The sequence below is a fragment of the Micromonospora sp. NPDC003776 genome, from assembly GCF_053605645.1.
In genome coordinates this window covers 1-11,876 of record NZ_JBSGJR010000165.1, presented here as the reverse complement: position 1 = coordinate 11,876, position 11,876 = coordinate 1, and the positions used below count along the sequence as shown (strand labels likewise).

At 72.0% G+C, this 11,876-nt stretch carries 9 protein-coding genes; 5 read left to right on the top strand and 4 right to left on the bottom strand.

The annotated features are described in order from the left end of the window. Nucleotides 1-115: 115 nt before the first annotated feature. Nucleotides 116-625 carry an FBP domain-containing protein gene (locus tag ACWEVO_RS15890; RefSeq protein ID WP_452308263.1) on the bottom strand — a complete coding sequence of 170 codons (510 nt, stop codon included), beginning with the start codon at nt 623-625 and terminating at the stop codon, nt 116-118. Between the two features lie 193 nt (nt 626-818). On the opposite strand from ACWEVO_RS15890, the gene ACWEVO_RS15885 reads away from it, so the two are divergent. The 3 genes from ACWEVO_RS15885 to ACWEVO_RS15875 all read left to right on the top strand — a co-directional run bounded on the left by ACWEVO_RS15885 (nt 819) and on the right by ACWEVO_RS15875 (nt 7,215). Continuing rightward, nucleotides 819-1,376: a DUF402 domain-containing protein gene (locus ACWEVO_RS15885; protein ID WP_452308262.1), complete on the top strand. Its 558-nt coding sequence runs from the start codon at nt 819-821 to the stop codon at nt 1,374-1,376. Nucleotides 1,377-1,834: 458 nt separating this feature from the next. After that, nucleotides 1,835-6,301, top strand: a complete 4,467-nt coding sequence (locus tag ACWEVO_RS15880) for a HAMP domain-containing protein (protein WP_452308264.1) — start codon at nt 1,835-1,837, stop codon at nt 6,299-6,301. Nucleotides 6,302-6,303: 2 nt separating this feature from the next. After that, on the top strand, nt 6,304-7,215 hold the full coding sequence (locus ACWEVO_RS15875) for an NAD-dependent epimerase/dehydratase family protein (protein WP_452308261.1): 912 nt from the start codon (nt 6,304-6,306) through the stop codon (nt 7,213-7,215). 5 nt (nt 7,216-7,220) lie between these two features. Here the strand turns inward: ACWEVO_RS15875 and ACWEVO_RS15870 are convergent, their stop codons facing one another. Next, nucleotides 7,221-7,469, bottom strand: a complete 249-nt coding sequence (locus tag ACWEVO_RS15870; RefSeq protein WP_452308260.1) for a hypothetical protein — start codon at nt 7,467-7,469, stop codon at nt 7,221-7,223. Between the two features lie 148 nt (nt 7,470-7,617). Between ACWEVO_RS15870 and ACWEVO_RS15865 the strand changes: the two genes are divergently transcribed. Both ACWEVO_RS15865 and ACWEVO_RS15860 read left to right on the top strand, forming a co-directional pair. After that, a complete protein-coding gene (locus tag ACWEVO_RS15865) occupies nt 7,618-8,724 on the top strand; it encodes an aldo/keto reductase (RefSeq protein WP_452308259.1) in 1,107 nt (368 codons plus the stop codon). Between the two features lie 126 nt (nt 8,725-8,850). After that, nucleotides 8,851-9,456, top strand: coding sequence for a TetR/AcrR family transcriptional regulator (locus ACWEVO_RS15860; RefSeq protein WP_452308258.1), 606 nt, complete (start codon nt 8,851-8,853; stop codon nt 9,454-9,456). Nucleotides 9,457-9,460: 4 nt separating this feature from the next. Here the strand turns inward: ACWEVO_RS15860 and ACWEVO_RS15855 are convergent, their stop codons facing one another. Together ACWEVO_RS15855 and ACWEVO_RS15850 are read right to left on the bottom strand one after the other, a co-directional pair. Next, on the bottom strand, nt 9,461-10,777 hold the full coding sequence (locus tag ACWEVO_RS15855) for a cytochrome P450 (protein WP_452308257.1): 1,317 nt from the start codon (nt 10,775-10,777) through the stop codon (nt 9,461-9,463). Continuing rightward, nucleotides 10,774-11,529 (bottom strand): alpha/beta fold hydrolase, encoded by a 756-nt coding sequence (locus tag ACWEVO_RS15850; RefSeq protein ID WP_452308256.1) that lies wholly within the window; start codon nt 11,527-11,529, stop codon nt 10,774-10,776. The genes ACWEVO_RS15855 and ACWEVO_RS15850 overlap by 4 nt, the downstream gene beginning before the upstream one ends. Between the last annotated feature and the right edge of the window lie 347 nt (nt 11,530-11,876).

Genomic DNA, 11,876 nt, shown 5'->3' with positions numbered 1-11,876 from the left:
GTCGCGGCCGGCGGGGCCGCGTCTTGTGCCGCCACTCGGTGCCTGTCTCATGCTTCCCGTCTCTCCCGGTCGTCGGGTCGGCGCGGGCTCCGCCGTCGGGCGGAATGGGCGCCGGTCAGCCCACCGCGACCCGACTGGTGAAGGCCGTCAGGTTGGCCATCGCCCGGTCGATCCGCTCCTGGAGGCTCAGCGTCTCCTCCCGGCGGACCAGCCGCATCTTCGGCTGCCGCTCGCCCCGTACGTAGAGCGAGCAGGCCAGGTCGGCGCAGATGTACTCGCCGACCGTGTTGCCCTTCCGCCCCGCCGCGCCAGCGAGGGGAGCGACGAACAGCGCCACCCCCGACGAGGTGTGATCGGTGAGGCAGATCCGGCACATGCTGGAGCGCAGCGTGTTGGTCCTGCGCGCCTCCGGCCGGCGCAGCACGACACCGGTGAGCCCGTCCTCGCCCGGTACGACCAGCAGCGCCCGCAGCGGGGCACCCGGGTCGGTCCAGCCGAGGAAGTCCAGGTCGGCCCAGGGCACCGCGCCCTCGGCGAGGCCCGGGGGCATCCGGATCCGGCTCGCCTCACCCTTGCTGCAGTTGACGAAGGACTCCCGGATGTCCTTCTCATCGAGTGGTTGCATGACCGCGAAGCTAGGTCGTCCCGCACGGGCCGGGCATCCGCTTTTCCGGTTCGGGCACGGGGAGCCGGCCACCGGTGTGAGCGGGGTAACCGGGCGGGCCGGAGAAGGCTAGGCTCCGGCGATGCGGTTCGAGCCGGGGACGATCATCAACCGTCGCTATCTTCGTGGGCCGCGGTGCACCTGGGTGCAGCCCATGCGGGTCATCGCCGACGACGAGGACGGCCTGCTGCTGTGGCACCCGGCCGGCAGTGACTTCGCCCGGCTGGTGGACGCCGACTCCAGGACCCAGCACGACGTCCCCGTCGACCGGATGCGCGAGCCGCGGCTGACCCGCCAGACCTGGGGCACGTACGACATTCTGGTGCTCATGCCACCGGCGGTGGCGCACTCCGTGTGGTGGTTCTTCCGGGACGGCGCCTTCGCCGGCTGGTACGTCAACCTGGAGGAGCCGTACGTCCGGCGGCCCGACGGCGTGGACACCAACGACCACGTCCTCGACCTCGTCGTGACGCCGCAGCGGCAGTGGGAGTGGAAAGACCTCGACGAGTTCGACGGGCGCATCGGGCACCGCCTCTACTTCGACCGCGCGAGCGCGGAGGCGGTCCGGGCCGAGGGGGAGCGGCTGGTCAAGCTGATCGAGGCGGGGGAGTTCCCCTTCGACGGCACCCACACCGACTTCCGCCCCGATCCGAACTGGCCGCCGCTGCGGCTACCGCCAGCCCTCGGAGCGGCGCCGGTTCCGCCGGCCTGAGGGCTCGCCTCCGGCCCCCCGGGCGGGCCGACACCCGCGTCACGTGGGCAGGCGCCAGGCCTGGTTGGCGGTGTTGGCCGAGGCGCCGGTCCGCCCGCTTGGCACTGGCTCGGCCAGTCGCCGGACCGGGTTCGTCGAGGTAGGGGAACAGCAAAGAGCATCGACCAGGGCGTCAACGACGTCCTTCGATAAGCTGCGGTTGCGGGAAGGGGTCGCCGCAGGGCCGGTCGGCACGGCTGCGGGCCGGTTCCGGCCCGTCCGCGGAGGTCGGCCGCGGGTAACGCTGCAGGTCGCGCGTTTGCGCAGGTTGTTCGGGGGTTCCTTGCGCTGCGCGCAAGGTGCCGGCTGTGCATACTTGCGCGGGATCAATTATCGGACGGGCGTGCCGTCCGACGGTTGGGGATGAGGCGGTACAGGTGGTCGAGCAGGCGGTCGCGCGTCGGGATGCCGGTGGCCAGATGGCCGATCCGGGGCTCCGGCAGCTGCTGGCGGGGTTGACGGCGGTACGGGACGGTGACTTCGGCACCCGGCTGCCGGAGGACTCCGACGGGCTGCTGGGTGAGATCGCGACGGTCTTCAACGGCATGGTGGACCAGTTGTCGCTGTTCACCTCCGAGGTCACCCGGGTGGCCCGCGAGGTGGGCACCGAGGGACAGCTCGGCGGTCAGGCGGACGTACCGGGCGTCTCGGGCACCTGGAAGGACCTCACCGACTCGGTCAACGCGATGGCCGGCAACCTCACCGACCAGGTGCGGGACATCGCCGAGGTGGCCACCGCGGTGGCCCGGGGCGACCTGTCGCAGAAGATCACGGTGGACGTGCGTGGGGAGATCCGCGAGCTGAAGAACACCATCAACACGATGGTGGACCAGCTGTCGTCGTTCGCCGACGAGGTGACCCGGGTGGCCCGGGAGGTGGGCAGCGAGGGCCGCCTCGGTGGCCAGGCCGAGGTGCCCGGCGTGGCCGGCACCTGGCGGGACCTCACCGACTCGGTGAACTTCATGGCGGGCAACCTGACCAGCCAGGTGCGCAACATCGCCCAGGTGACCACCGCGGTGGCGCGCGGCGACCTGTCGCAGAAGATCACCGTCGACGCCCGCGGCGAGATCCTGGAGCTGAAGAACACCATCAACACGATGGTGGACCAGCTCTCCTCGTTCGCCGACGAGGTGACCCGGGTGGCCCGGGAGGTGGGCACCGACGGCCGGCTCGGCGGTCAGGCCCAGGTCAGCGGCGTCGCCGGCACCTGGCGCGACCTCACCGACTCGGTGAACTCGATGGCGGTCAACCTCACCGACCAGGTCCGCAGCATCGCCCAGGTGGCCACCGCGGTGGCCCGGGGCGACCTGTCGCAGAAGATCACCGTGACCGCGCACGGGGAGATCCTGGAGCTGAAGAACACCATCAACACGATGGTGGAGCAGCTGTCGTCGTTCGCCGACGAGGTGACCCGGGTGGCCCGTGAGGTGGGCACCGAGGGCCGCCTCGGCGGCCAGGCCGACGTCAAGGGGGTCTCCGGCACCTGGAAGGCCCTCACCGAGTCGGTCAACGTGATGGCGGACAACCTCACCGCCCAGGTCCGCAGCATCGCCGAGGTCACCACGGCGGTCGCCAAGGGCGACCTGACCCAGAAGATCCGGGTCGACGCCCGCGGCGAGATCCTCGCGCTGAAGGAGACCATCAACACGATGGTCGACCAGCTCTCGGCGTTCGCGGACGAGGTGACCCGGGTGGCCCGCGAGGTGGGCACCGAGGGTCGCCTCGGTGGGCAGGCCCGGGTGTCGAACGTGGGTGGCACCTGGAAGGACCTGACCGACAACGTCAACGAGATGGCGAACAACCTCACCAACCAGGTGCGGTCCATCGCCCTCGTGGCCACCGCCGTCGCCCAGGGCGACCTGAGCCGGCAGATCACCGTCGAGGCCAAGGGCGAGGTCGCCGTGCTCGCCCAGACCATCAACACGATGGTCGACACCCTCGGCGCGTTCGCCGACGAGGTGACCCGGGTGGCCCGTGAGGTGGGCACCGAGGGCCGGCTCGGTGGGCAGGCCCGGGTGCCGAACGTGGCCGGCACCTGGAAGGACCTGACCGACAACGTCAACTCGATGGCGAACAACCTGACCGGCCAGGTGCGCAACATCGCCCAGGTCACCACCGCGGTGGCTCAGGGCGACCTGACCAAGAAGATCGACGTGGACGCCCGGGGTGAGATCCTGGAGCTGAAGACCACCATCAACACGATGGTCGACCAACTGTCCAGCTTCGCCGCCGAGGTCACCCGGGTCGCCAGGGAGGTGGGCAGCGAGGGCCGCCTCGGCGGCCAGGCCGAGGTCGAGGGCGTGTCGGGTACGTGGAAGCGACTCACCGAGAACGTCAACGAGCTGGCCGGCAACCTCACCCGGCAGGTGCGTGCCATCGCCGAGGTGACCAGCGCGGTGGCCACCGGTGACCTGACCCGGTCCATCACGGTCGACGCCTCCGGTGAGGTCGCGGAGCTGAAGGACAACATCAACTCGATGGTGCAGTCGCTGCGCGAGACCACCCGGACCAACGAGGAACAGGACTGGCTCAAGACCAACCTCGCCCGCATCTCGGGGATCATGCAGGGCCACCGGGACCTGGAGATCGTCGCCGGGCTGGTGATGAACGAGCTGGCCCCGCTGGTCTCCGCGCAGCTCGGCACGTTCCTGCTGATGGACGACACCGCCGACGGCCGGGAGCTGCGGGTCGTCGGCGGCTACGGCCACGACGCCACCCGCCGCCGGTACGCCCTCGGTGACTCGATGGTGGGGCAGGCGGCGTTGAGCAAGCGGGCCATCGTGGTGGACGCGGTGCCGGCCGACTACGTCACCGTGTCGTCCAGCCTCGGCGCCGCCGTGCCGTTGCACCTGGTCGTGCTGCCGATCCTCTTCGAGGACCAGGTCCTCGGCGTGATCGAGCTGGCCAGCATGGGACGGTTCACCGCCGTCCAGCGGGACTTCCTCGAACAGCTCACCGAGACCATCGGCGTCAACGTCAACACCATCGTCGCCAACGCCCGCACCGACGTGCTGCTCACCGAGTCCCAGCGGCTCGCCGCCGAACTCCGGGCCCGTTCCGAGGAGCTCCAGGCCCGCTCGGAGGAACTCCAGCGCTCCAACGCCGAGCTGGAGGAGAAGGCGGCGCTGCTGGCCCGGCAGAACCACGACATCGAGACGAAGAACTCCGAGATCGAGCAGGCGCGCCAGGAGTTGGAGACGCGCGCCCAGCAGCTGGCGCTGGCGTCGAAGTACAAGTCCGAGTTCCTCGCCAACATGAGCCACGAGCTGCGTACGCCGCTGAACTCCCTGCTCATCCTCGCCCAGTTGCTGGCCCAGAACCCGAGCCGGAACCTGACCGCCAAGCAGGTCGAGTACGCCACCGTCATCCACTCCGCCGGCACCGACCTGCTCCAGCTGATCAACGACATCCTCGACCTGTCGAAGGTCGAGGCCGGCAAGATGGACATCAACCCGGAGACGTTCGACCTCGCCGTGCTGCGCGACTACGTCGACGCCACCTTCCGCCCGCTCACCACGCCGCGCGGGCTGGAACTGGACATCGTCACCAGCCCGGACGTGCCGACCACCCTGCACACCGACGAGCAGCGGCTCCGCCAGGTGCTGCGCAACCTGGTCTCCAACGCGGTCAAGTTCACCGAGCAGGGCCGGGTGCAGCTGCGGATCGAGCGGGCCCGCCCGGACGAGCTGCCCAGCGGGCTGTCGGCCGCGGAGAACGTGATCGCGTTCCGCGTCAGCGACACCGGCATCGGCATCGCCGAGCAGCACCTGACCGCCATCTTCGACGCGTTCCAGCAGGCCGACGGCACGACCAGCCGACGGTACGGCGGCACCGGGCTGGGCCTGTCCATCAGCCGGGAGATCGCCCAGCTGCTCGGCGGCCAGATCACCGCGCAGAGCGTCCTCGGCCAGGGCAGCACGTTCACCCTCTACCTGCCGGCCACCGTCGACGGCCCGCTGTCGGCCGACCCCGTCACCGGCCCGACCGCGACGGCCACCCCGCAGGTGGCGGTAAACGCCCAGCGCTGGGTGCGGCAGCAGCAACGGCGGGTGCTGGTGTGCGAACCGCGCGACCGCGGGCTGCTCACCCTGCTCACCCGGGGCGCGACCGCGGAGAGCGGCGAGGTGGTGGAGGTGTCCACCGCCGTCGACCCGGAGTCGGCGGTCGAGACCCTCGGCCGGGCGCGGCACGACCTGCTCGTGGTCCAGCTGGACCCGTCAGACGACGCCGGCGCCGCCCTGCTCAAGGCGTTGCACGAGCAGCTCGACCTGCGCGGCGTCCCCACCCTGGCGTACCACGGGCAGCCCCTCGCGCCCGGGCAGGAGAGCCTGGTGCAGGGGATGGCCGCCGACCGTCCGCTGGAGCTCATCGGCAGCCTCGACGAGCTGCGCGAACGGATCGTGCTGCACCTGACCGCGGGTACGGCCGAACGGATGATGCCGCTGCGGGCGGCGGAGAGCCAGGTGGCCCCGGTCGGCGATCCGGTGAGCCGGGCGCTGGCCGGCCGTAAGGTGCTCGTGGTGGACGACGACGCCCGGAACGTCTTCGCCCTGACCAACATCCTGGAGTTGCACGGCCTCGATGTCGTCTACGCCGAGAACGGCCGCAAGGGCGTGGAGACGCTGATGCGCCACGACGACATCGACCTGGTGCTGATGGACGTGATGATGCCGGAGATGGACGGGTACGCCGCCACGGCCGCCATCCGCGCCATGCCCCGCTACGCCGACCTGCCGATCATCGCGGTGACCGCCAAGGCCATGCACGGCGACCGGGAGAAGAGCATCTCCTCCGGGGCGAGTGACTACGTCACCAAGCCCGTGGACGCGGAGGACCTGCTGAACTGCATCCAGCGCTGGCTGAACGACCGAACGGAGAAGATGTGACCATGACCGATCGCGGTGCCGGCTCCGTTCTGCCCGGGCGCGTCGTGGTCACCGGTGCCACCGGCAAGCTCGGCCGCGCGGTGGTCGCGCACCTGCGTGGGCTGGGCGTCGACGTGCTGGCGGTGGACCGCGCCGGCGGCCGGGACCCGCGCGACGTCGAGGGTGAGTTCCTGCTCGTCGACCTGACCGACTACGGGCAGGTGGTGGAGGCGTTCACCGGCGGCGCCGACGAGCACGGCGGGCGGATCGAGGCGGTGGTGCACCTGGCGGCGGTCCCGGCGCCCGGCCTGATGCCGAACGCGGCCACCTTCGCGAACAACTCCGCGGCGACGTACCACGTCTTCGCCGCGGCCCGGGCGGCGGGAATCAAGCGGGTGGTGTGGGCGTCCAGCGAGACGGTGCTCGGGTTGCCGTTCGACACCCCGCCGCCGTACGCGCCGGTCGACGAGGAGTACCCGCCCCGCCCGGAGTCGACCTACTCGCTCAACAAGGCGCTCGAGGAGGAGATGGCCCGGCACTTCTGCCGCTGGGATCCCGCGCTCGTCATGGTGGGCCTGCGGTTCTCCAACGTGATGGACGTCGAGGACTATGCGCAGTTCCCATCCTTCGACGCCGATCCGCGGCTGCGCCGGTGGAACCTGTGGGGCTACATCGACGCCCGCGACGGCGCCCAGGCGGTCGAGCGGGCGCTGGCCCACGACCGGCCCGGCGCGGACGTCTTCATCATCGCCAACGCCGATACGGTGATGAGCCGGTCCAGCGCCGACCTGATGGCCGAGGTCTATCCGGGCGTGGAGGTCCGCAAGGCGCTCGGCGAGCACGAGACCCTGCTCAGCATCGACAAGGCGCGCCGGGTGCTCGGCTACGAGCCCCGGCATTCGTGGCGCGACCACGTTCCGCCCGCCGCCGGCTGATCCCGTCAGGGAGCCGGTTCCGGCTCGCCGTGCGCACGCAGCACCGTGACCAGCCGGTCCTCCCAGGCCGCCTGGTCGGCGTCACGCCAGAGGTGTCGCTGCGGGCACTGCCAGTTCGGCACCGGCTCCGCGGGAAGCAGGCACCCGCCCAGGGCGAGCTGTCCCTCGCGGGCGGCGGCGTGCGCCTCCGGAGTGGGAAGGCCGAACAGCAGCGGCACGCCGTTCGTGCCGCAGTCCGGGCAGGTGGAGTTCACGCCGACACGGTAGCCGGACGGCGGTCGCCGTGAGCGGACAACTTTCTGGACTTGCGGGTCCATTTTTGTCGAGCAACAGTGTGGCGCAGGCGGTCGGGCCCGGGCCGGTCGCGGATGTGGCGGACGAACAGATCGGGAGATCCACACGATGCACGACTACTACCTGCTGGGCCGGTCCGGACTGCGGGTGAGCCGCCTGGCGCTGGGCACCATGAACTTCGGCACCGACGGCTTCCACGCCGCGTATGGCAAGACCGAGGCCGAGGCCGAGCCGATCTTCCGGCGCTACCTGGAGGCGGGCGGCAACTTCATCGACACGGCGGACTTCTACACCGCCGGGGAGAGCGAGCGGATCCTGGGCCGGCTGATCGCCTCCGCGGGAGTGCGGGACCGGCTGGTGCTGACCAGCAAGTTCACCAACACCGTCGACCCGGCAGACCCGAACGCCAGCGGCAACGGCCGCAAGCACATGATCCGGGCGGTGGAGGCCTCGCTGCGCCGGCTCGGCACCGACCACCTCGACCTGTACCTGCTGCACACCTGGGACCGGATCACCCCGGTGGAGGAGGTCGTGCGGACCTTCGACGACCTGGTCCGGGCCGGCAAGATCCGCTACGCCGGCCTGTCGGACGTCCCCGCCTGGTACGCGGCCCGGGCGCAGGGCCTCGCCGAGGCGCACCTGTCCACCCCGATGATCAACCTGCAGCTGCCGTACTCGCTGGTCGCCCGCGGCATCGAGCCGGAGTACGTGCCGATGGCGCAGTCCCTGGGGCTGGGCCTGACCGCCTGGAGCCCGGTCGCCGGTGGCCTGCTCAGCGGCAAGTACCGGCGGACCGGGGACGGCCTGACCGGTGCCGGCCGGCTCGGCGGCGGCGCCGGCGCGAACGGGCGGCCGGTCAGCGACCGGGACTGGCGGGTGATCGAAGCGCTGGAGGGGGTGGCCGCCGAACTCGGCCGGAGCATGGCCCAGGTGGCGATCAACTGGGTGGCGACCCAGCCTGCCGTCGGGTCGGTGATCATCGGGGCGAGCAGCCCGGAGCAGGTGGAGAGCAACCTCGGGGCGCTCGACTTCGAGATTCCGCCGGAGCTGCGCGACCGGCTCACGCAGGCCGGCGCCGAGCCGCTGGCCGCCCCGTACTCGATGTTCACCCCGGCGTACCAGTCCTGGATCGTCAGCCCCGGCCTCGGCGTCGGCGACAAGCCGGCCGGGTACGCGCCGCCGGTCTTCAACGGCGCCGCCCAGCCGGCCGGCTGAACCGGGCGGCGGCCGCGCCCGTCCGCGGGGCGCGGCCGTTGCCCGCCGGCACCTCGCGCCCGGTCCACCTGTCGGCCGGCGAACGCCGCTACCGTCGGTATCGCACCGCACACCATGGGAGGCCGCATGACGCACGCGCTGACCCGAAAGGGCGCCGCGACCCGTGCGCGGATCGTCGCCGGCGCTGCCGCCGAGATACGGGACCGCGGCGTGGACGAGGTCCGTCTCGAGGACGTCATGGCGCGCACCGGCACCAGCAAGAGCCAGCTGTTCCACTACTTTCCGGCCGGGAAGGAGGAGCTCCTGCTGGCGGTGGCGCGGCACGAGGCCGACCAGGTGCTCGCCGACCAGCAGCCGCTGCTCGGGGACCTCACCTCCTGGCCCGCCTGGCAGGCGTGGCGGGACCGGCTGGTGGCCCGCTACCTCGAACAGGGTCAGCACTGCCCGCTCGGTGGTCTGCTCGGCCAGACCGGGCGCCGCGCCCCGGCCGCCCAGGCGGTGGTCACCGACCTGATGCGGCGCTGGCAGGACGCGATCGCCGACGGCATCCGGCACATGCAGTCGACCGGCGACGTCGCCGCGGAGGTGGACGCCGGCCGCGCCGCCGCGGCGATGCTGGCGGGCATTCAGGGCGGTGTGCTGCTGCTGCTCAACACCGGGCGGGTCGACTACCTGGCGGCCGCTCTCGACGTCGCCATCGACGCCCTTCGGGGGGCGGCCCGCCCCGGCTGAGCGGTCAGCGCCGCCAGTGGATCGGCAGGCGCTTCACGCCGCGCTGGAAGTTCGAGCGCAGGTACGCGGGCTGACCCGCGTACGTGATGGTCGAGGTGCGGTCGAGCAGCGCCTCGAACAGCGCGCGGAGCTGGCACCGGGCCAGGTGTGCGCCGAGGCAGAAGTGCGGTCCGTGGCCGAAAACCAGGTGCGGGTTGGGGTGGCGGGTGAGGTCGAGCCGGTCGGGCTCGGCGAAGACCCGTTCGTCGCGGTTGGCCGAGGCGAACGACACGACCACCTTCTCCCCGGCCTGCACCGGTACGCCGGCGACGGTGGTGTCGGCCGTGGCGGTGCGCCGGAACACCATCACCGGCGTCCACCAGCGCAGCAGTTCGTCGACGGCGGTGTCGAACAGGGCCGGTTCGCGGCGCAGCCGCGCCATCTCGTCCGGGTGTTCCAGCAGGGCGATCATCGCGCCCGGCAGGCCGTTGCGGATCGTCTCGTTGCCGGCCACCGCGAACAGCCAGAACATGTTCTCGAACTCGTCCACCGAGAGCCGGTCGTCGCCGCGCTGGGCGAGCAGGATGGACATCACGTCCGGCCCCGGGTCGCGGCGTTTCGACTCGGCCAGCAGGTGCGCGTACGCGTAGAGGTCCGCCATCCCGGCCCGGGTCCGCGGGTCCGGCATCCGGCCGTCAGCGTCCGGGACCGGCCGGTGTCGCAGCGCCTCCCGGGCCGCCGCGGTGCCCGCCCGAGGGTCGAACGCGGCCGACACGGCGTAGTCCGGGTCCTGGAAGCCGATCACCCGGTTCGACCAGTCGTACAGCAGCCAGCGGTCGGGGTCCGGCACGCCGAGCACGTCGGCGAGGGTGAGCAGCGGCAGGTCGGCGGCGAGGTCCCGGGCGAAGTCACAGGTGCCCTCGTCCGCGTCGCCGAGCGCCCGGTCGACGAGGGCCGCCGCGTTGGCCCGGATCGACGCCTCCAGCGCGGCGACCGCCCGCGGGGTGAACGAGCGGGCCACCGGCCGGCGCAGCCGGCCGTGTTCCGGGGGGTCCATGTTGAGCATCATCCGCCGGACGTAGGCCAGATCCTCGGGGGTGGCCGGGTCGCGGATCTGCGTGGCGCCGAGCCGGGACGAGAAGAGCCGTGGCTGCTTGAGCACCTCGGTCACGTCGGTGTGCCGCAGCACCAGCCAGAAGCCCGGACCGCCGGGCAGCCCGAGCAGCGGCGGCTCCTCGACCCGCACCACCGGCCCGGCCGCACGCAGCTCGGCGAGCAGGTCGTACGGGACGCCGTCGAGGTAGGTGCGGGGGTCGACCAGGGGCGTCGGATCGACCGTCACTGCCCGAGGAACTCCTCGACCACCGTGACCAGCCGGACCGGGGTCTCGTACATCGCGTAGTGCCCCGCGTTGGCGAGCACCTCGAGGCGGGCGTTGGGGTAGTGCCGCAGCCAGGTCTCGCGCATCGTGTCGGCGCCCAGCGCAGGATCGTGCTCCCCGACCACGGCGAGCGCCGGCACCGGGTTGCCCTTCACCTCGTCGGTGAAGTCGGTCCGCGCCCACGCGGTCAGGTACGCGCCGAACGCCTCACGGGTGGAGTTGTCGAGCGAGAACCGGACCATCTCGTCCAGCCACCGCCGGGACAGCCGGTTGCCGGTGGTGAGGTCGATGATGGTGCGGCGGTTGTCCGGGTCGGCGGCGGCGCCGTCGAACAGCGCCCAGCTCTGCAGGTCGAAGGGCACCCCGCCGGCCGGGACCGGGCTGATGCCGACGAGCCGGTCCACCCGGCCGGGCGCGTCGGCGAGGACCCGCTGGGCGGCGCTGCCGCCCATGGAGTGCCCGACCACCGAGAACGTCTCCCAGCCGAGGGAGTCGGCGAGGTCGCGCGCGTCGTGGGAGATCTCGGCGATGCTGTGGTCGCCGGCCACCTCGGTGCGCGCGCCGTACCCGCGGTAGTCCAGGAACGCCCAGGTGAAGCGGTCGGTGTCGATCAGCTCCGGCAGCCCGCCCCAGCCGCGCGCCGACCCGAACCACCCGTGCAGGGCCAGCACCTTGTGCGGCCCGCGACCGACGCTGATGTGGCTGATCGTCATGCCGATCCCTTCGCTGTCGCGGCGCTGCGACACTGCGCTGCCGGTGTGACAGCGACCGTAGCCCGCGCGCGCACCGAAACGGAAGAACCGAAAGTGTCGCCTTCAGGCAGGGGCCGTCAGCCCGCGAGCGTCATGATCCGGGACACAGGAGCGACCCCACGAGCGGTAGCTGAAGGGGTTGCAGACAGAGCGCGGCGTTGGTGGGAGTGGTCGACGGGGCCGGGGCGCTCGGGCTGGACGTGGCACGCCGTGCGGGAGTGGTGGCCGGGGCGGCGGTGGCGGGCCGGGCGCCGACGGTCCGTACGGGCTTCGGCGCCAGCGTGGCCCTTGCGGCGGGCCGGGCCGCC

What these genes read in the sequence shown, in the direction of transcription:
- ACWEVO_RS15865 (WP_452308259.1), top strand. Translation starts at nt 7,618, where the DNA reads ATGCACGACTACTACCTGCTGGGCCGGTCCGGACTGCGGGTGAGCCGC.
- ACWEVO_RS15885 (WP_452308262.1), top strand. Translation starts at nt 819, where the DNA reads ATGCGGGTCATCGCCGACGACGAGGACGGCCTGCTGCTGTGGCACCCG.
- ACWEVO_RS15880 (WP_452308264.1), top strand. Translation starts at nt 1,835, where the DNA reads ATGGCCGATCCGGGGCTCCGGCAGCTGCTGGCGGGGTTGACGGCGGTA.
- ACWEVO_RS15860 (WP_452308258.1), top strand. Translation starts at nt 8,851, where the DNA reads ATGACGCACGCGCTGACCCGAAAGGGCGCCGCGACCCGTGCGCGGATC.
- ACWEVO_RS15850 (WP_452308256.1), bottom strand. Translation starts at nt 11,529, where the DNA reads ATGACGATCAGCCACATCAGCGTCGGTCGCGGGCCGCACAAGGTGCTG.
- ACWEVO_RS15890 (WP_452308263.1), bottom strand. Translation starts at nt 625, where the DNA reads ATGCAACCACTCGATGAGAAGGACATCCGGGAGTCCTTCGTCAACTGC.
- ACWEVO_RS15875 (WP_452308261.1), top strand. Translation starts at nt 6,304, where the DNA reads ATGACCGATCGCGGTGCCGGCTCCGTTCTGCCCGGGCGCGTCGTGGTC.